The organism is Kitasatospora sp. NPDC057904 (genome assembly GCF_042887925.1).
Classification (GTDB): Bacteria; Actinomycetota; Actinomycetes; order Streptomycetales; family Streptomycetaceae; genus Kitasatospora.
In genome coordinates, this window is the sequence record NZ_JBHVOL010000010.1 from 26,618 (window position 1) to 44,760 (window position 18,143).

Annotated in this window: 14 protein-coding genes and 1 tRNA gene; 6 read left to right on the forward strand and 9 right to left on the reverse strand. The window is 73.0% G+C overall.

Annotated elements, in window-relative coordinates; genetic code table 11:
- Positions 1 to 59 precede the first annotated feature (59 nt).
- Complete coding sequence (locus ACFVSN_RS24635; protein WP_387956582.1) at positions 60 to 737, forward strand: TetR/AcrR family transcriptional regulator; 678 nt, start codon at positions 60 to 62, stop codon at positions 735 to 737.
- A gap of 234 nt (positions 738 to 971) precedes the next feature.
- Here ACFVSN_RS24635 and ACFVSN_RS24640 read toward each other — a convergent pair.
- A tRNA-Arg gene (locus tag ACFVSN_RS24640) sits at positions 972 to 1,047 on the reverse strand.
- Between the two features lie 500 nt (positions 1,048 to 1,547).
- Between ACFVSN_RS24640 and ACFVSN_RS24645 the strand changes: the two genes are divergently transcribed.
- The 5 genes from ACFVSN_RS24645 to ACFVSN_RS24665 all read left to right on the forward strand — a co-directional run bounded on the left by ACFVSN_RS24645 (position 1,548) and on the right by ACFVSN_RS24665 (position 7,433).
- A complete protein-coding gene (locus tag ACFVSN_RS24645; protein ID WP_387956583.1) occupies positions 1,548 to 2,309 on the forward strand; it encodes a single-stranded DNA-binding protein in 762 nt (253 codons plus the stop codon).
- A gap of 354 nt (positions 2,310 to 2,663) precedes the next feature.
- Positions 2,664 to 4,121: a Cys-Gln thioester bond-forming surface protein gene (locus ACFVSN_RS24650; RefSeq protein WP_380436688.1), complete on the forward strand. Its 1,458-nt coding sequence runs from the start codon at positions 2,664 to 2,666 to the stop codon at positions 4,119 to 4,121.
- Between the two features lie 313 nt (positions 4,122 to 4,434).
- Complete coding sequence (gene ettA / locus ACFVSN_RS24655) at positions 4,435 to 6,099, forward strand: energy-dependent translational throttle protein EttA (protein WP_380499424.1); 1,665 nt, start codon at positions 4,435 to 4,437, stop codon at positions 6,097 to 6,099.
- A gap of 109 nt (positions 6,100 to 6,208) precedes the next feature.
- On the forward strand, positions 6,209 to 6,685 hold the full coding sequence (locus ACFVSN_RS24660; RefSeq protein WP_380499425.1) for an acyl-CoA thioesterase: 477 nt from the start codon (positions 6,209 to 6,211) through the stop codon (positions 6,683 to 6,685).
- 55 nt (positions 6,686 to 6,740) lie between these two features.
- Complete coding sequence (locus ACFVSN_RS24665) at positions 6,741 to 7,433, forward strand: hypothetical protein (RefSeq protein ID WP_387956584.1); 693 nt, start codon at positions 6,741 to 6,743, stop codon at positions 7,431 to 7,433.
- Positions 7,434 to 7,493: 60 nt separating this feature from the next.
- On the opposite strand, the gene ACFVSN_RS24670 is transcribed toward ACFVSN_RS24665, so the two are convergent.
- The 8 genes from ACFVSN_RS24670 to ACFVSN_RS24705 all read right to left on the reverse strand — a co-directional run bounded on the left by ACFVSN_RS24670 (position 7,494) and on the right by ACFVSN_RS24705 (position 18,105).
- Positions 7,494 to 7,898: a globin gene (locus ACFVSN_RS24670; protein ID WP_380436696.1), complete on the reverse strand. Its 405-nt coding sequence runs from the start codon at positions 7,896 to 7,898 to the stop codon at positions 7,494 to 7,496.
- 101 nt (positions 7,899 to 7,999) lie between these two features.
- Positions 8,000 to 9,160 (reverse strand): ABC transporter permease, encoded by a 1,161-nt coding sequence (locus ACFVSN_RS24675; RefSeq protein ID WP_380436698.1) that lies wholly within the window; start codon positions 9,158 to 9,160, stop codon positions 8,000 to 8,002.
- Positions 9,157 to 10,074: an ABC transporter ATP-binding protein gene (locus tag ACFVSN_RS24680; RefSeq protein WP_380499428.1), complete on the reverse strand. Its 918-nt coding sequence runs from the start codon at positions 10,072 to 10,074 to the stop codon at positions 9,157 to 9,159. Before ACFVSN_RS24680 ends, ACFVSN_RS24675 begins: the two co-directional genes overlap by 4 nt.
- A gap of 131 nt (positions 10,075 to 10,205) precedes the next feature.
- A complete protein-coding gene (locus ACFVSN_RS24685; protein ID WP_387956585.1) occupies positions 10,206 to 11,234 on the reverse strand; it encodes an FHA domain-containing protein in 1,029 nt (342 codons plus the stop codon).
- 205 nt (positions 11,235 to 11,439) lie between these two features.
- Entirely contained in the window at positions 11,440 to 12,795 is a 1,356-nt protein-coding gene (locus tag ACFVSN_RS24690; protein WP_380436703.1) for a VWA domain-containing protein, read from the reverse strand.
- 103 nt (positions 12,796 to 12,898) lie between these two features.
- Positions 12,899 to 14,227 (reverse strand): protein phosphatase 2C domain-containing protein, encoded by a 1,329-nt coding sequence (locus ACFVSN_RS24695; protein WP_387956586.1) that lies wholly within the window; start codon positions 14,225 to 14,227, stop codon positions 12,899 to 12,901.
- Positions 14,228 to 14,230: 3 nt separating this feature from the next.
- On the reverse strand, positions 14,231 to 16,747 hold the full coding sequence (locus ACFVSN_RS24700; RefSeq protein WP_380448847.1) for a tetratricopeptide repeat protein: 2,517 nt from the start codon (positions 16,745 to 16,747) through the stop codon (positions 14,231 to 14,233).
- 5 nt (positions 16,748 to 16,752) lie between these two features.
- Positions 16,753 to 18,105: a hypothetical protein gene (locus ACFVSN_RS24705; RefSeq protein WP_380448849.1), complete on the reverse strand. Its 1,353-nt coding sequence runs from the start codon at positions 18,103 to 18,105 to the stop codon at positions 16,753 to 16,755.
- Positions 18,106 to 18,143: the final 38 nt, after the last annotated feature.

An 18,143-nucleotide genomic window follows, 5' to 3' on the forward strand; every position in this document is an offset into this window, starting at 1 on the left:
ACGGGCGTTCCGCCTGGAGCATCATTCATAACAAACGTTTGGTATGTACGATAGCCCCCATGACACCGGCCCGTGGAGACCATGACGCCCGCCGCCTCGCAGTCTCCGAGGGAGTCTGGCGGGTGCTCTCGACCCGCGGCTTCGAAGGGCTGACGCTGCGCGCGGTGGCCGCCGAACTGGGCGCCTCCACCGGTCTGCTGACGCACTACTTCCCCAACAAGCGGGCCCTGCTGGGCCACGCGCTGGAGGAGCTGGACCGGCGCTCGCTCTCCCGGCCCCGGCGCACCGCCCCGGCCGACGGCACCCCGCCGCCGCCCGCCGGGCTGGCCCGGCTGCGGGCCGCGCTGCTCGACGTCCTGCCGCTGGACGAGGCCGCCGTGGCCGGCAACCGGATCTGGGTCGGCTCCTGGGACGTCGCCCTGGCCGACGCCGAGCTGACGGCCGCCCACGCGGGCCGCTACGGGCGCTCGCGCGAGGCCCTGGCGGGGCACGTGGCGGACGCGCAGCGGCTCGGGGAGCTCCCGGCCGGGACGGACGCCGGGGAGCTCGCGGCGGGCGCGCAGGCCTTCGTGCTGGGGCTGGTGGTGCAGGCGCTGTTCTCGCCGGGGGAGTTCCCGCCGGAGCGGCAGGTCGCGCTCCTGGACGCCCACCTGGCGGGGCTGGCGGGGTCTCCTGCGCCTTCCGGGCCTTCCGGGCCTCCTGCGCCTTCCGGGCCTTCGGTGCCGGACGCGGGCTGAACTCCGGGGCGGGGCCCGGGGCCGGTCGTGCGCCGGAACGGCCGAATCCGCACCGAGAGGGCGGATTCGCCGGATTTCCGTCGTTCGGCGGGCGTCGTGCGTTTGGTCCTCAGTGGCGCCGAATGCCGGAGTGAGTTTCTCGCGATGCCCATGACACGCATTGTCACGGGTTATGAGCGGTGCGTGTGCGGGTGATTTCCCGGCGGCCGCGACGGCGGCCCGCGAATTGGCAGGTGGTGCCCCCAGCAGGATTCGAACCTGCGACCTACCGCTTAGAAGGCGGGTGCTCTATCCGCTGAGCTATGGGGGCGGGACGGGCGGCGCCCGGGTGGGCGTGACCGTTGCCGGGATCGGGCGGCGGGCGCGTGGGGCGCCCGGGTCCGTCCCCGTACCTGAGGGTTGGGGGTGGGGGTTGGCAAGCCCTCGCCCTGTCGGGGACAGGATAAGGGTGTCCAGTTCCTCGGCCGGGTTCGACGGCACCGCCGTTGGTGTGTCGGCTCCGGTGGAGCGGTCCGATAATCGCAGGTGAACGCCGTGTGTGCAGCGTTCTGGCAGCGTTCCGCGCCGGACGTTGTGCAGTCGTTACGGGGCTGCCGCCTCACCCGTTATGGATTCGGCACGGAGAAACTACCGCGTGCGGCGCGGGTGGGGGACCCTATTCGGCTTCCTTCGGTCGGATGACGTGGGCGGACGGCGGGCGGTCCGCGTTCCCCGGCGGAGGGGAGGGCCGGGAAGGGTCCCGATTGTTGTCATGCTCGCGAAGAGTCGGGGGTCCGCAGGGGAGCGGAAGGGCGAAATTCACCCCTGCGAGTGACAAGAGTTTTCCACAAGGCCGAGTTGTCCACAGGATTTCGGAACTTCCTGGCGGGGATTTCCCGTGAAGCGCACTCTCGTCCCGCACCGGTCGATTCCGTACGGTGCATCGGCGAGAACGGAGAGTGCGTTGTGAACGAGACTCAGGTGACGGTGATCGGCAATGTCGCGACGGAGGTGAGCTACGGCGAAACGGGCAGCGGCGTGCCGATGGCCAACTTCCGGCTCGCGTCCACCGAGCGGCGGTACGACCGCGAGCGCCAGTGCTGGGTGGACGGCGAGACGCAGTGGGTGACGGTGACGGCCTGGCGGGCGCTGGCGGTGAACCTGATCGGCTCGCTCTCCAAGGGGGATCCGGTGGTGGTGAGCGGTCGGCTCCGGGTGCGGGAGTGGGCCGAGGGCGAGGGCAAGCGCGGCCGGGTGGAGGTCGACGCCAGATCGGTCGGACACGATCTCAACCGCGGTACCTCGGCGTTCCGTTGGGCGGCGGGTGCGCGGGGGCACCCGCCGGCGGCGGTCGTCGCGGCGGGCGGCGAGTCCGGCGGGTCGCCCGCGGGCGAGGCGGTGCCGGGGTGGATCGCGGACGCCCTGGCCGCGCGGAAGGCCTCGGCGGCGGCCTCCGCGGCGGTCGCGGCGCCGCCTGACGGTGGGGCGGATGGGGCGGATGGGACGGATGCGGCGTCCGAGGGGGCGTCCGGTGACGGTGGCGAGGTGTCCGGAAAAGGAAGCGGAGGTGACGTCCAGGGGCTGCTGATCTGACGCCGGGTCGATCAAAAGTGTCGACAAATATGTAGATCGAGGCGGTTGTTGCGCCCGCACGCGCAATCTCCGCCGGATAACAGAAAGTGGCGGAGAGTTTCTGGCCGATCGTCAGCTTGTGTGGAAACTGGGAGGGTTGATAACGATACAGATACGGAATCGTCCTGATTTCGCATGGAGGTTTCCGGACCTCTGGGGGTCAATAGGATTCATCTGGTTCATACCCCGCAGCGGCGCCACAGGGGGCGCGCGCGGCAAGGCAAGTCGGCGGGCTGCCCATCGGCACGGCCCGGCCCGGAGGGAAACCAGATGGTTCAGATGCAGGGGCGGAGTCTTCCCCGCATAGCTAGTGTCATGCTCACGACCAGCATTGCGCTGGGCGGAGGTCTGTTCGCGGCCGGTGCGGCGGCTGCGGCCGCACCTGGCTCGGGCGTGACCGCCATCGTCCAGGACACGATGCTCGGCGAGCGGATCGACATCGAGGGCGGCGACACCGTCAACGGCGGTCTGTTCACGCTCAAGACGGACAGTGGCGAGCTCAAGACCTACTGCATCGACTTCGGCAACCCCGTGTACCTCGACAGCGGGGCGCAGTACCAGGAGTCGGACTGGAAGTCGAGCTCGCTCGGCCGCAAGGACAAGGCGCAGGACGCCTCCAAGATCCGCTGGATCCTGGAGAACTCCTACCCGCAGGTCACCGACCTCGCCAAGCTGTCCACGGACGCCGGCGTCACCGGTCAGCTCTCCCCGGAGGACGCCGCGGCCGGCACCCAGGCCGCGATCTGGAAGTTCTCGGACGGCAAGAACGCCACCCCGCAGGACTCCAAGGCCAAGCAGCTGCGCGACTACCTGATCGGCGACAAGAACAAGGGTGTCGCGGCCGAGCCGAAGCCCTCGCTCACCCTCGCCCCGGAGTCCGTCTCCGGGAAGTCGGGCGGCAAGCTCGGCCCGTTCACGCTCAACTCCAGCGCCGCCCAGGTGAAGCTGGCGGTGGCCGGTTCGGCCGCCGACAAGATCAAGGTCCTCGACAAGGACGGCAAGCAGGTCAACGGCGTCCTGAACGGCCCGATCGCCAAGGACACCCAGCTCTTCCTCGACGTCCCGGCCGGCACCCCGGACGGTGGGGCCACCCTCACCGCCTCGGCCGAGACCGTCGTCCCGAGCGGCCGCGTCTTCCTCAGCGAGGGCTACACCCCCGAGAAGCACAGCCAGACCATGATCCTGGCCGGCTCCAGCAAGCTGAGCGTCAGCGCCACCGCCAAGGCCACCTGGAAGCAGGGCAAGGGCGCGCTGCTCGACAGCATCGCCCAGGTCGAGTGCGACAGCAACGGCGTGCGGGTCACCGTCGCCAACGGCGGTGACGAGGCCGGCACCGTCAACGTGAAGCCGGTGGGCAAGGACCTGGTCGTCCAGCCCGGCAAGACCGAGAGCCTGGTCGTCCCGGTCACCAACAAGGCCGCCTACGACATCACCGTCACCGGCCCGAACGGCTACACCAACAACTTCAAGGGCATCCTGGACTGCAAGGGCACCGGCACCACCCCGGTGACCCCGAGCTCCGGCCCGTCCACCCCGGCCGCCACCGGCAAGCCGTCCACCCCGGCCGGCACCCCGTCCGCCTCGGTGAGCACCGCCGCCCACCCGGCCCCGGCCGTCACCAGCTCGGCCCCGGGCACCGGCGGTCTGGCCCAGACCGGTGCCAGCAGCAACACCCCGATCCTGGCCGGCGTCGCCGGCGCCCTGGTCATCGCCGGTGGTGCCGCGGTCTTCTTCCTGCGTCGCCGTGGCCGCCACGGTGGCAGCGCCGCCTGAACCGGTAGTACGCACTAGCCGCACGGCTCGGTAGCGCGACGGCCCGGCTCCCCGCACCAGCTGCGGGGAGCCGGGCCGTCGGCGTTCCGGGAGGCATCGCGGGAGGCATCGGGGGAGGCGTTCCGCGAGGCGTTCCGGCCGGCTGGAGCGGTCGGGCCGGAGCGGGTGCGCCGCAGGTGGGCCCGGCGCGAGCCCGCCGGGCCGTCCGGTATACCCCGGTGGGGTCACCCGGGCGGTTCGGGGCTCCCGGCCGGTGCGGCACAATGGAAGGCTGCAAGCCGAATTACTCCCGACGACGCCGGAGCGATCTCACGTGGCGGAATACATCTACACGATGCGCAAGGTGCGCAAGGCGCACGGAGACAAGGTCATCCTTGACGACGTGACGCTCAGCTTCCTCCCCGGGGCGAAGATCGGCGTCGTGGGCCCCAACGGTGCCGGTAAGTCCACCGTGCTGAAGATGATGGCCGGCCTGGAGCAGCCCTCCAACGGCGACGCCTTCCTCTCGCCCGGTTTCACCGTCGGCATGCTCCTCCAGGAGCCGCCGCTCGACGAGTCCAAGACGGTCCTGGAGAACGTCGAGGACGGCGTCAAGGAGATCAAGGGGAAGCTCAACCGCTTCAACGAGATCGCCGAGCTGATGGCGACCGACTACTCGGACGCCCTGCTCGACGAGATGGGCAAGCTCCAGGAGGACCTGGACCACGCCGAGGCCTGGGACCTGGACGCCCAGCTGGAGCAGGCCATGGACGCCCTGGGCTGCCCGCCCGGCGACTGGCCGGTCACCAAGCTCTCCGGTGGCGAGAAGCGCCGCGTGGCGCTCTGCAAGCTGCTGCTGGAGGCGCCCGACCTGCTGCTCCTCGACGAGCCCACCAACCACCTGGACGCCGAGTCGGTGAACTGGCTGGAGCAGCACCTGGAGAAGTACAAGGGCACCGTCGTCGCCGTCACCCACGACCGGTACTTCCTGGACAACGTCGCCCAGTGGATCCTGGAGCTCGACCGCGGCCGCGCCTACCCGTACGAGGGCAACTACTCCACCTACCTGGAGACCAAGCAGTCCCGTCTCAAGGTCGAGGGGCAGAAGGACGCCAAGCGCGCCAAGCGCCTCAAGGAAGAGCTCGAGTGGGTCCGCTCCAACGCCAAGGGCCGCCAGGCGAAGTCCAAGGCCCGTCTGGCCCGCTACGAGGAGATGGCGGCCGAGGCGGACAAGATGCGGAAGCTGGACTTCGAGGAGATCCAGATCCCGCCGGGCCCGCGCCTGGGCAGCGTCGTCATCGAGGTCGAGAACCTCAACAAGGCCTTCGGCGAGAAGGTCCTGATCGACGACCTGAGCTTCACGCTGCCGCGCAACGGCATCGTCGGCATCATCGGCCCGAACGGCGCCGGCAAGACCACCCTGTTCAAGATGCTCCAGGACCTGGAGACCCCGGACAGCGGCACGGTCAAGGTCGGCGAGACCGTCAAGATCAGCTACGTCGACCAGACCCGCTCCAACATCGACCCGAAGAAGACCCTCTGGGAGGTCGTCTCCGACGGTATGGACTGGATCAACGTCGGCCAGGTCGAGATGCCGTCCCGCGCCTACGTGTCGGCCTTCGGCTTCAAGGGCCCGGACCAGCAGAAGCCGGCCGGCGTGCTCTCCGGCGGTGAGCGCAACCGCCTGAACCTGGCGCTCACCCTCAAGCAGGGCGGCAACCTGCTGCTCCTCGACGAGCCCACCAACGACCTCGACGTCGAGACGCTCTCCTCGCTGGAGAACGCCCTGCTGGAGTTCCCCGGCTGCGCCGTGGTCATCTCCCACGACCGCTGGTTCCTGGACCGGGTGGCCACCCACATCCTCGCCTACGAGGGCGAGAGCAAGTGGTTCTGGTTCGAGGGCAACTTCGAGTCGTACGAGAAGAACAAGATCGAGCGACTGGGCGCCGACGCCGCCCGTCCGCACCGGGCCACCTACAAGAAGCTGACCCGCGGCTGACACCCAGCTGTCACGACGGCCCGGCAGACTGCCCCCGGGGGCGGCCTGCCGGGCCGCGGCCCGCCGCCGCCGAACCGCGGCGGGCGACCGGACACCGAGGAGAACACCTGTGGCCCGCCACATCTACGCCTGCCCGCTGCGCTGGTCCGACATGGACGCCTTCGGGCACGTCAACAACGTGGTCTTCCTGCGCTACCTGGAGGAGGCCCGGATCGACTTCATGTTCACCCAGGCCGCCGCGGCCGGTGCCGGGGAGTTCGCGGGCGGGTCGGTCGTGGCGCGCCACGAGATCGACTACAAGCGGCCGTTGGTGCACCGCCCGGAGCCGGTGACCATCGAGACCTGGGTGACCAAGATCGGTGTCGCCTCGCTGACCGTGGCGTACGAGATCAAGGACACCGCCGAGGACGGCGGCGACATCGTGTACGTCCGCGCCTCCACCGTGGTCGTGCCCTACGACCTGGCCGAGCAGCGCCCGCGCCGGATCTCCGCGGTGGAGCGGCAGTTCCTGTCCCGCTTCGTGGACGAGTCCGTCCCGGCGCAGCAGGGCGAGCTGAAGGCCGAAGCGGCCGTCGCCGTCGCCTGAGCGCAGAACCTGAGCGCAGAAACCTCCTACCGATACCGATGAGAGCCGAACCGCGTTGACCACCACCGACCGCCTCGCGCTGACCGACGCCGGCGAGGCCGCCGACCTGTCCGCCTTCCTGCTGCGCCTGCTGCGCTTCGACAAGGCGGCGTCGGTGCGGTTGCAGGCGGTGGCCCCGGCCGGGGGCGAGGGCGTGCTGGCGGTCTTCGGGCGGCTGCCGCTGGGCGGTTCGGGCGCGCTGGCGATCCGCACCGCGCGGCTGACCGGCCTCGGCGAGCCGGTCGACCGGACCGTCTCGGCGGGCCAACTGCTGGACGCCGTCGACGCGGGGACGGGCGCGGTCGCGCTGCCCGCGCCGGTGACCGGCCCGGCCTGGGCCGGGCTGCTGCCGCCGCGCACCGGCTGGCGGCCGGTCGGGGAGCCGGCGGTGGCCCGGGTGTACCCGGAACTGATGGCCGGCGTGCGGGAGTTCCGCGAGCGCAGCGAGGCCGTCCCGGAGCACCACCGCAGCCGCGCGGTGCTGGACGAACTGGCCGACGAGATCTGGTCCCGCCCGGTGGCGGCGCTGCCGGAGCTGCCGCTGCGGGCGGTCCACGCGGCGTACGTGATCGGCTTCCTGAAGCCGGACGCCCCGTTGACCGTGCACCGGGCCGGCGGCTGGCTGCGGCTGAGCGCCCCGGCCGGGTCGGTGGCGGTCCGCACGGCGGCCGCGCCGGGTGCGGGGCTGGGGCTCAGCCCGCTCAGGTAGGTCCGCTCGGGTAGGTCCGCTCGGGCAGGGCCGCAGGGGCCGATCAGCCCTCGGCGTTGATCAGCCCTCGGTGTTGATCATCGAGGCGGCGGCGTAGGTGAGGTAGTCCCACAGCTGCTGCTCGTCCTCGGCGGGGAGGGCGAGTTCGTCGACGCCCGCGCGCATGTGCGTGAGCCAGGCGTCGTGGGCCGCGCGGTCGACCTTGAACGGCACGTGCCGCATGCGCAGCCGCGGGTGGCCGCGGTGCTCGCTGTAGGTGCGCGGGCCGCCCCAGTACTGCATGAGGAAGAGGACCAGGCGCTCCTCGGCCGGGCCGAGGTCCGCCTCGGGGTACATCGGGCGCAGCAACTCGTCCTCGGCGACGCCCTGGTAGAACCGGTGGACCAACCGCCGGAAGGTCGGCTCGCCGCCGACCTTGTCGAAGAAGCTCTCCTCGCTGAGCGTGCCACGCCGGATCTCATTCACCCGACCATGGTCGCAGACGCCGACGGGGCCGTACACCGGGACCAAAGGCGTACGACCCCGCGGGGTTGGGCCAGTGCCGTGGCACTGCCGGGGAGCGACGGTCAGACGTCGTCCCACTTGAACAGCTTCGCCGAGATGAGCGTCAGCACGACGGCGAAGCCCAGCAGGATGCCCATGGCGGGCAGTGCGTCCATGACGCCGCCGCCGCGGCTGAGCACGGACCCGGCGGCGTCGACCAGGTGCCGCAGCGGCAGCACCTCGGAGATGGTCTTCAGCCAGCCCGGGGCGTCGTCCATCTTGAAGAAGGAGCCGGAGAGGAACGACATCGGCAGCACGATGATCTGCGAGATGCCGTTGGCCGCCTCCTCGGTCTTGGCGATCGAGCCGGCCAGCAGGCCGATCGACATGAAGGCGATGGTCGCGCAGACCACCAGCGGGATGATCAGCCACCAGTCGCCGCTGAGCTTGAGCCCGAAGTACGGCGTGGTGGCGACGACCAGGAAGATCGCCGTCTGGGCGAGGGCGGTGACCACCGACACCACGACCCGGGAGGCGATGACCGAGAAGGCGCTGACCGGGGCGAGCCGCAGCCGGCGGAGCACCTTCTGCTTGCGCCAGCCGACCAGGGTCAGCGAGGCGCCGAACACGGCGCCGGTGGCGACGGCCCAGCCGAGCAGGCCGGGGGTGAGGAACTGGATCGGCTTGAGCGACTGGTCCTCGACCTGGGTCGCGTCCAGCGAGAACGCCGGCGGCTTGCCGGTGGCCTGCTGGTAGGCGGCCTGGTTGGCCTGCTGGACGATCGCGTTGAGGATGCCCTGGACGGAGCCGGCGCGGACCTGGTCGGCCGCGCTGAAGTGCAGCTCGATCCTGCCGTCCGGGCCCTGCTCGATCAGCGCGTCGAGGTCGCCCTTGCGCACCTTGGTGAGCGCGGCCGCCTCGTCGTCGGTCCTGGTGATCTCCAGGACCTTGTCGAGCTCCGCGCGGCCCTCGCCCTGCACCGAGTCCAGCACCTGCACGGCGCCGACCTGGGCGACCTTGGCGTGCGGGCTGGTGGCGCCCTTGAGCAGGGTGCCGAACAGCAGCAGGAACATCAGCGGGAACAGCATGACGAAGAAGACGGCGCTGCGGTCGCGCTTGAACGACAGCAGCATCGAGCGCGACAGGCTCCAGAAGGCGCTGACCCGCTCGTTGTCCGCGGCGGCGTCGGCCGCACCGCCGCGCTGGGCGGGCACCTTCGGCTCGGTGGACTGGGTGGCGGTCATGCCCGGTACTCCCGTCCGGTCAGCTGGAGGAAGACGTCCTCCAGGGTGGCGCCGCGCACTTCGAGGCCGCGCAGGGCGTTGTGCTCGGCGAGGACGGCCAGGATGGGGGCCGGGAGGCGGGTGGAGAGGGACAGCGTGGTGCCGTCGTCCTCCAGGGAGGCGATGTCGGCGCCGGCCGCGGCGAGCAGGTCGCGCGCCCGGTCGAGGGCGAGCTGGCCGGACTCGACGCTGATCCGGACGGTGTCGTCGATCTCGCGGATCAGTGCCGCGGGGGCGCCGGTGTGCAGGATCTTGCCGTGGTCCATGATCGAGACCCGGTCGCAGAGGATCTCGGCCTCGTCCAGGTAGTGGGTGGTCAGGACGACGGTGCGGCCCTCGCGGTTGATGTCCCGCAGGAGGTCCCAGAGGTTGCGCCGGGCCTGCGGGTCGAGGCCGGTGGTGGGCTCGTCGAGGAAGACGAGCTCCGGGTCGTGGGCGAGCGCGCAGGCGATGGACAGGCGCTGGGCCTGGCCGCCGGACATCTGCTCGGTCATCACCCCGGCCTTGTCGGCGAGGCCGACCCGCTCCAGCATCGCGTCGGCCCGCTTGGGGCCGACCCCGTAGAACGACGCGAAGGTGCGGATGGTCTCCCGGGCGGTGAGCTTGCGGAAGAAGGCGGAGGCCTGGAACTGCACGCCGATGCGCGGCAGCAGCTGCGGGTTGCGCGGCCAGGGGGCCATCCCCAGCAGCTCGATCCGGCCCTCGTCGGGCTTGCGGATCCCTTCCAGGATCTCCAGCGTGGTGGTCTTCCCGGCGCCGTTGGGCCCCAGGATTCCGTAGAATTCGCCGGCTTCGACCGTGAGTGACACCCCGTCGACAGCCTGCACGTCCCCGTACCGCTGACGGATGCCGTCAGCGGATATAGCTGCAGTCATGAGCCCAGAGCGTAGGGCTTTCGTCTGAAAATATGCACATCGGCGACCAGAGATTTGTGCATTGTTTGAGGAACCGGGAAAACGCAGGGCCGGGCGGATTTTCCAATCCGCCCGGCCCTGTTGACCGTTGGTCAGGCGCGGTGCACGGTGATGGTCGTCCAGGCGCCGATGTGGATCCGGTCACCGTCGTTCAGCGGCACGGCGACGTGCGGCGCGATCGGCTCGGAGCCGCCGTTCACCGTCGTGCCGTTGGTCGAGTCCTGGTCGACCAGCACCCAGCTGCCGTCCGCCTGCTCGGCGAGCAGCGCGTGCTGGTGCGAGGCGCCCGGGTCCTCCGGCGGCACCGACAGGTCGATCTCCGGGACGGTGCCGCGGTGCTGGCTGCGCCGGCCGATCCGCAGCTGGCCGCGGCCGGTCAGCGGGACGCGCCGCTCGGGGCAGTACGGCGGGAAGAACAGGCCGGCCGCCTCGGGGCCGCTGCGGGCCATCATCTCGGTGAAGTACTCGCGGTCGGCCGCGACGACGGCGATCCAGTTGGTCCGCACCGGCTGCGGCGGGACGGCGGCGTGCTGCTGCGGATCCGGCTGCGCCGGCATCGGCGGGGCCAGGTTGAACGACGTGCCGAAGTCGCGGTTGCCCGGGTCGGCGTAGACCGGGCCGGAGTCCTCGCGCACCGGGGCCTCCGGGAAGGCGGCCTCGGGGTAGCCGTTCTCGGGCGGAGGGTAGCCGTAGGTGTGCGGCTGCACGGGCGGCTGCGGCTGCGACGGCATCGGCTGCGACGGCATGGGCTGGGCCGGAGCGTGCTGCTGGGCCGGCGCGTGCTGCTGGACGGGCGGCTGCACCGGGGCCGGTGCCGGGCCGCCGTACGCCGCCGGGATGTTCAGCGGCGCGGGCGCCTGCGCGGGCGGGGGCACCGGGGCGTGCCCGGCCGGGGCCTGCCGGCGCGAGGGGGTGGACAGGTCGTAGTCGTACCCGCACTCCTCGCAGAACCGGCCGGTCTGCGGGCTGCGGCAGATCGGGCAGACCGTCAGGCCCTCGGTCAGGCCCTGCGGCGCCGGGGCGGGCGGGGGCGGCGGCACCGCGCCCGGCGGCATCGGCGGCATCGGCGCCCCGTACGGTGCACCCCCGTGCTCCGGGTGCCCGGCGGGTGCGCCGGGCACGGGTGCGGCTCCGTACGCCCCCGGGTGGGCTCCGGGCGGGGCCGGGGGCGGCGGAGTCATCGGAAAGCCGCAGAAGTCGCACCAGTCCTCGGCCTGCGACTCATGGCCCCTCGGGCAGATCGGCATCAGGTCCCCCTCAGTTCGTGCCGGCTTGGGGCGGCGGTCGCGCCGGGCGGCGGCCCGGTCACGTCTTCAGCGGTAGCGGTCACTTCTTCACACGTACGGTCTTCGTCGACCGGGTCTCGAGGGTCATCGAGTCGGCCTCGCTCACGTTCTTACGGAACCGAACCGTACCCTCCTTGGCGTCGACGACGTCCACCACCTTCTGGAGCAGCTTGTAGGTGCCCTCGTTGCCGGTCGCGTGGGCGATCCGGACGGCGGCGCCGAGCTTGGCGGTCGCGGTGTCGACGTCCCCGGCGCGGTGCGCCTCCAGGCCCTCCTGGATGGAGGAGGCGAGCTCGGCCTGGCCGGTGTAGTGGGCGACCTGCGGGCTGATCCGGGTGGAGGAGGCGAGGTCGTCCGTCCAGACGGCCTTGACCAGGCCCTGGGAGAGCACCTCGGGGGTGCCGCCGGCGGCCTGCGGGGGCAGCACCAGGCTGACCCGGGCGGCGAGCATCTCGTTGCCGACCGAGGCGGCCGGGACCTCGACGCACACGTGGTAGTCGCGGCTCTCGTCGCCCCAGGAGCCGGTCGGGTAGTCGCCGGCCCGCGGCCCGGCCTCGGCGCGCCGGGCGGTGAGGTCCTCGACGCTCGGGGCGACCTGCTTGACGAACTTGACCGAGGCATTGGCCGGGGTCCAGATCCGCAGCGCGACGTCGGCGACCTGCTTGCCCATGGCACCGGCCATCATCGAGCGGAAGTCGTCGGCGAGGCCGCCCGGTTCGGCGACGATGTCGACGGTGCCGAGCAGCGCGGAGGAGATCGTGCGCAGCTCGTCGATCCGCCAGTCGGTGCCGACGCCGCGGCAGTCGGCGGTGAAGTGGCCGGTGACGCGCTCGATGTTGCGGGCGAGGTCCTGCGCCGACTCGTGCTCGTTGTTGCCGTCGGTGAGCAGGATGGCGTGCCGGATGGAGATGTCGCGGCGGGTCAGGAAGAGCTTGTCGGCCTTGGCGAGCCAGGTGCCCATGGCGGTGCCGCCGGCCGCGGTGAGGCGGCGCAGGGACTCCTTGGCGTGTTCGCGGGTGGTGGCGGAGGCGGTCGCGAGGGTGCCGTCGCCGGGGTAGATGTCGCGGGCCTCGTGGGTGCCGGCGACGACCGCGAAGGCGGTGCCGTCGCGCAGGGCGTCGATGGCGGCGGCGGTGGCCTCGCGGGCGCCGTTGATCTTGCTCTTGGGGTAGTCCATCGAGCCGGAGCAGTCGACCAGGATGACCACGGCGGCGGTGCCGGCGGCCCCCTGCGTCCCGGCGTCGGCGACGCCGAGCGGGCGGCCGCCGGTGGTGCCGCCGCCGGTCGCGGTGACGGTGACGATGGCGTTGACCTCGCGGGCACCGTCGGCGAGGAACTCGTTCTGGAAGATGTCCACGTCGAACCTGGGCAGGTTCGGCTTAGCCAGTGTTGCCATGGGCCGGTGGCTCCCGTCGGGATGAAGGGTTGATGCGGGATCGGTCGGTGCACCCGCCCGGCGCTCGGGCCGGGCGGGGCGGGCGGGACGGACCGTCGGGACGTCAGGCGGTCGGCGGGTGCGGCGGCTGCGGCGGGACGGGCGGCACCCCGGGGGCGCCCGGCGGGCCGGCCGGCGGCGCGGGCGGTGCCGGCGGGGCGGACGGCGCCGGCGGGACCTGCGGCGGCAGCGGGGCGGCCGGGGAACCGATCACCGGGAGGTCCGGCAGCGTCGGTTCGTAGTCCGGGTCGTCCTCCGGGTCCGGCCGCGCCCCGGCCGGGGTGATCACCGGCAGGTCGAGGGCGGTCGGGGTCTGCTCGACCTCCTCGGGGTCGGGCCGGGCGGGCGGGTCGATCGGCAGGACGGCGACGGTGATGTTGTCGTGGCCGCCGGCCGCGACCGCGAACCTGACCAGGGCCTGGGCCGCCGCGAGCGGTTCGGTCCGGGCGTCCGGCCGGACGTAGTAGGCGAGGTCGGTGGCGGCCTCGGCGTAGTTCCACAGGCCGTCGGTGCAGACCAGCAGCACCCCGGGGACGTGCGGGGTGAAGTCCAGCGTGTGCGGGACGACCTCCTCGGCGTCGGCGCCGAGCCAGCCGGTGATCGCGTGGGCGCGCGGGTCGGCGTAGGCCTCGGCCTCGCCCATCAGGCCGGCCTCGACCATCCGGGCCGCCCAGGAGTCGTCCTGGGTGAGCCGGAAGGGCTCGGCGGCGGCCCGGTCGTCCGGGATCCAGTAGGCGCGGGTGTCGCCGACCCAGCCGATGGTGACCCGGCCGCCGGCCGCGATGGCGCTGACGTAGGTGCAGGCGGGCGCGTTGAGGTCGGGCCGGGCGGGCCCGGCGCCGGCCCCGGCGAGGTCGGCGACGGCCTTGGCGGCGTCGGCGATGGCCCGGCGCATCGCGGCGTCCGGGTCGGTGCCGGCCTCCAGGGCGCTGAGCAGCGACTCGGAGGCGGCGTCGACGGCGGTCTCGGAGGCCTGGTCCGGGCGGTCCGAGGAGGAGACGCCGTCGCACACGACGGCGACGACGACGGGCTCGCCGCCGGGCAGCGAGGTCGCGGCGACGGTGAAGGAGTCCTCGTTGCGGTGGTGGCGCACGCCGCGGTCGCTGACCCCGGCGACGCCCGCGAGGGCCTTCTCCATGTGGTCGCGCGGGCGCGGCTGGGCGCCGCCGCAGGCCTCGCAGTAGCCGTCGGCGCCGACCTGCGGCAGGGCGCAGTGGACGCAGACCGGCCCGTGCTGCTGCGCGGGGACGGACTCGGCGCGGGGGGAGGCCCAGCCCGCGGGCATCGCGCCCGGGGCGGGCCGGCTGTCCCGGCCGGTCCCGCAGGCGCCGCAGAAGGCGTCCTCCGGGGCCAGCGGTTCGGAACAGCTCGGGCACACGGTCTGCTGCGGCATCGGTTACACCCACGTCCTGGGGCGGGCGCGGTTGGCCCGTTCCACCATCTCGATCCTGGTCTCGGCCCGGTCTGCCAACCGGGCGAGTACCCGGTAGGACTGTTCCAGGGCGAAGCGCAGTTCCCGCTCGTCGGCGGGTCGTCCCAGCACCGTCGGCCGTCCGCCCTGGCCGGCCCCGGCGGAGCCGGCGGTGACCCAGCCGAGGGCGGCCTGGAGCACCTCGACGGACAGTTCCTCGCGCCGCCGGTCGTCCAGCCGCAGGGCCGTCAGCTGGTCAGAGCCGGCCGCGAGGTCGGCGCCGATCGGCTCGGTCGCGGCGCGCTCGCGCAGCCGGGCGCGGACGGCGGCGATGCGGGCGGCGGTGTACTGGCTGGAGGTGGCCGGGACGGACTCCAGGACGCGGACGGCGTCCGGCCGCATCCCGTCGTCGAGGCGGACCCGGGCGAGGCCGAAGGCGGCGCTGAGGTAGGACTGGTCGGTGGTCCAGACGAGCCGGTAGAACTCGGCCGCGTCGCCGCCGTCGCCGAGCAGTTCGGCGCAGATGGCGAGGGCCAGCTTGGGGGCGCTCTCGCCGGGGAAGGCGTCGTAGACCGCGTCGAAGGCCTCGGCGGCGGCCCGCAGGGAGGCCTCGTCCGGCTCGCCCGCGCTCGCGTCGGCTCCGGCGGTGGCGCCGACGAGGGCGGTGAGGCCGCGGTACCAGACGACCCGCCAGTCGTCGGAGTGGTCCTGCTCCAGGGTCGCGAGCGCGGCCAGGGCCTCGCTGTGGCGGCCGAGTTCGAGCAGGGCGCGCAGTTCGCGCAGGCGGCGTTCGGCGGAGTCGGCGGGGGCGCCGGCCAGTGCGGCGAGCGCCTCCTGGGGGTCGGTGGCGAGCAGGGTCGCGAGGAAGCCCGCGTTGGGGTCGCCGGGGTCGACCCGGGGGACGGGCAGCGCGAGGGCGGCGGCGGCCGGGTCGAGCTCGGCCACCCGGAGCTGCCCGGTCTGCTCGGTGGGCAGCACCAGCTCGGTGTCGACGACGCGCAGTTCGGGCCCGAACAGGGTGGAGAGCGCGGGCCGGGCCCGGCCGTCCTGGAGGGCCAGGACCTCCCGCAGCACGCCGGTGAGCTGGTCGGCCATCTCCTCGGCGGAGGCGAAGCGGCGGGCCGGGTCGGGGTCGGTGGCGCGGACCAGGAAGCGGTAGTACGACTCGTACGTCGCGAAGACCTCGACGTCCTCGGGGCCGGGCAGCGTGTCGCGGTAGGTGGTGCTGTAGCCCTGGAAGTCGAAGGTGAGCACCGCGAGGGTGCGGGCGACGGTGTAGAGGTCGGAGGCGGGGGAGGGGCCGAGGCTCGCGATCTCGGGGGCCTGGTAGCCGACGGTGCCGTAGATCGGGCCGTCGTGGTCGAGGCGGCAGACCGCGCCCATGTCGATGATCTTGAGCGCGTCGCCGCTCTGGATCACGTTGTCGATCTTGAAGTCGCAGTAGATCAGGCCCCGGGCGTGCAGGTACCCGAGCGCCGGCAGCGCCTCCAGCGCGTACGCGATCCCCACCTCGACGGGCAGCGGCTCGCGCCGGCCGTCCGCGGTGCGGCGGTCGTTGGCGATGTCCTTGAGCGACTTGCCGCCGACGTACTCCATGACGATGTAGCCGTCGGTGGAGCCGGAGCCGATGTCCAGGTGCTCGGCGAAGTTGATGATCCGGACGATGTTCGGGTGGTCCACCTCGGCGAGGAAGCGCCGCTCGGCGACGGCCGCGGCCAGCGCGTCCTCGTCGCCGGTGTTCAGCAGGCCCTTGAGGACGACCCACTTGTCGTTGACCCGGCGGTCCACCGCGAGGTAGATCCAGCCGAGGCCGCCGTGCGCCAGGCAGCCCACGACCTCGTACTGGCCGCCGACGAGGTCCCCGCGGCGCAGCTTGGGCGTGAACGAGTACGGCGTGCCGCACTTGGTGCAGAAGCCGTCCGGGCGGCCCGGACGGCCGTCCTTCTCCCGGCCCACCGGCGCCTCGCACTTGGCGCAGAAGCGCTTGCGCTCGGGCACCTCGGGGTTCTCCAGCACCGCGAGGGACGGGTCGGCCGTCTCCACGGTCGGGACGGTCACCAGGCCGGCGCCGAGCCGGCTGCGGGTGCCCGCGCTGACGCTGCCGCGGGTGCTGCGCACCGAGACCGAGCGGCTGCTGCCGGTGCGGGTCGAGCGGTGCGAGCGGGAGCGGCCGGACATCGAGCGGGCGGAGCCGGTGCGGGCCGAGCGGACGGAGTTGCCGGTGTCCGGGGCGACCCGGGCCGAGGGCACGTACGGCTGGGTGGTGCCGGTCTCGCCGCCGGGCGCGGTGAGGCCGCACTCGTCGCAGTAGCCGTCCGCGTCGATCGTGCCGGAGCAGTCGCGCGGGCAGGGGGCGCCGGGGCCCGCCGCCGCCTTCGGGGGCGCGGCGGCCTTCGCGGAGGTGGTGCCGGCCACCGGGGCCAGCCCGCACTCGTCGCAGTAGCCGTCGGCGTCGATCGTCCCGTTGCCGGTGCAATCCGGCCGTGTGCACGCCTCGCCCATCAACCTCAGCCCCCCTGTACCTGTCCGTCGACCGGCGTCTGGCCGGCCTCCTCGTGTGCGGACTCGGCGTGCGCCGGCCGCAGCGACTGCTGGAAGCGGGCCACCGCGGCGGCCGCCGCCCGCAGGTCGCAGGGCGCGCTCCACAGCAGCCAGCGCGCCTTCTCGTACCGCTCGATCACTTCCGGGTCCTCGGACACCCGCAGCCGGGCGGCCATCGCCTTGTAGGCGTCCAGCCGGCCGCGCAGTTCCGCCCGCACGGCGAGCGGCTGGGTGACCTCGGTCAGCGACTGGCGGGCGCGGGCCAGCTCCTTGGCGGCCGCGTCCTCCAGCGCGTCCAGCAGCGGCGCCAGCCGGCCCCACTGCCCGGCCTGCCGCAACTCCAGTGCCACGACGATACGTTCGCGCAGCGCCGAGGCCGGGCCCGGTACCGCGGGGACGTCGCTGGCGGCTATCTTCGCCAGCACCTCGCCGCGCGCCCGGCGGGCCTCGCCGAGCGTCGCGTCGGCCCGCTGGAGCAGGTCGCCGACGCCCTGGAGGCGCTCCTCGGCGTCGTCGCGCAGCCGCAGCAGGTTCTCCAGCTCCAGCCGCACGCCGTCCAGCGCCCGCCCGGCCCGGTCGAAGCGCTCGGTGTCCACCACCCCGGACGGGGAGGCGAACGCGCCGCCCTCCGGCACGGTGCCGCGCTGGGCGGGCACCCGGGCCGGGCGCCACAGCGCGAGCGGGTCGCCGCGCACCTCGGTGCGCAGGGCCGTCAGGTCGGCTTCCAGTCCGGCCAGGTCGTCGCCCAGCGGGTGGGTGGCGGCGTGGACGCCGAGCGAGGCGGCGAGCGTGCGCACCCGGTGCAGTTCGGCGAGCAGCAGGTCGATCCTGGCCGGCAGCGCGGACCACACCGCGTCGGCGGCGCTGACCACCTCCAGGACGGTGGCGTACCAGGAGTTCATCCTGGCCATCAGCGCGTCCAGGCTGACCCGCTCGACCAGCTTGGCGGGTGCGCCGAGCAGCTGCGGCCCGTCCGGCAGCGCGCCGCCCGGGACGGTCACCGCGTCCCCGGTCAACAGCTCGCTCAGCTCGGCGAGTTCGGCCGAGCCCGGCTTGGCCTTGCGGGCCCGCACGGCGCGCGCGGAGGCGAGCGCCTCGGAGTACCGGTCGAACAGCGCCCACAGCAGCGGCAGGCCCTTCCCGGCGACGGCCCAGCGCTCCTGCGTCCGCCCGGACAGCTCGGCGCCGTCCAGCAGCCGCAGGCCCGGGTGGTCCTGCAGGGCCAGCAGCGCCGACTCGACCGCGTCGCGCTCTGCGCCGAGGCGCGCGAGCGCGCGGTCCACCTCCTCCCGGTTCAGTACCGGGCCAGCAGATGCCACCGCCGTCCATCCTTCCTTCACCGACCCGGCCCTGACGG